The following is a 662-nucleotide window of genomic DNA, read 5'->3' on the forward strand; positions in this document are numbered from 1 at the left end:
GTGCCTTTGTCCCGGTGACAATGATTCAATCCAAGCGTAAGTCAGCTCTTCCTGACCTGGTCAAGCGCATGTTTGATACTGGTGAGCTCAACCGAGTGTGGATGTCGGATATTACCTACCTACGCACCAGCGAGGGATGGTTGTACTTGTGTGCGGTCCGCGACGGCCATTCCCGCAGGGTGCTGGGATGGGCAATGGATAGCGTTCAAGATACATGCCTGGTCGAACGGGCCCTGCGGATGGCACATACACTGCGCGGTGACGTTCCTAATGGGCTGGTGTTCCACGCTGACCGCGGAACGCAATTTACCAGCGAGAAGCTCTGGGAAGTCTGCCATAACCTGGGCATTGCTCAGTCTGTGGGGCGTACTGGTGTGTGCTTTGATAACGCGATGGCTGAGTCGTTCTGGTCGACGCTTAAAACCGAGTTCTACGACCGTAAGCGTTGGCCTACCCGCGATGCTGCGCGCAAGGCCGTTGCCTACTGGATGGAAGTCGTTTACAACCGTCGGCGCCGGCACTCTGCACTAGGGATGGTCAGCCCCGTCGACTTCGAAAACCACATTGGTCTAACCACCAGTAGAAAAGAAATAGCTGCCTAAGCACTAGGTAGCCCCACTACGTGTCCACGATTTGCGGGCAACCCCACCTCACACAAACCG

1 protein-coding gene is annotated in these 662 nt (G+C 56.2%); it reads left to right on the forward strand.

Going from position 1 to position 662, the window contains the following annotated elements; all coding sequences use genetic code 11:
* Positions 1–602: IS3 family transposase (locus F4V54_RS11090; RefSeq protein WP_150387167.1), on the forward strand; the 602-nt coding region annotated here is incomplete at its 5' end.
* Positions 603–662 lie beyond the last annotated feature (60 nt).

The sequence above is a fragment of the Corynebacterium tuscaniense genome, assembly GCF_008693065.1.
In the GTDB taxonomy this organism is placed as follows: Bacteria; Actinomycetota; Actinomycetes; order Mycobacteriales; family Mycobacteriaceae; genus Corynebacterium; species Corynebacterium tuscaniense.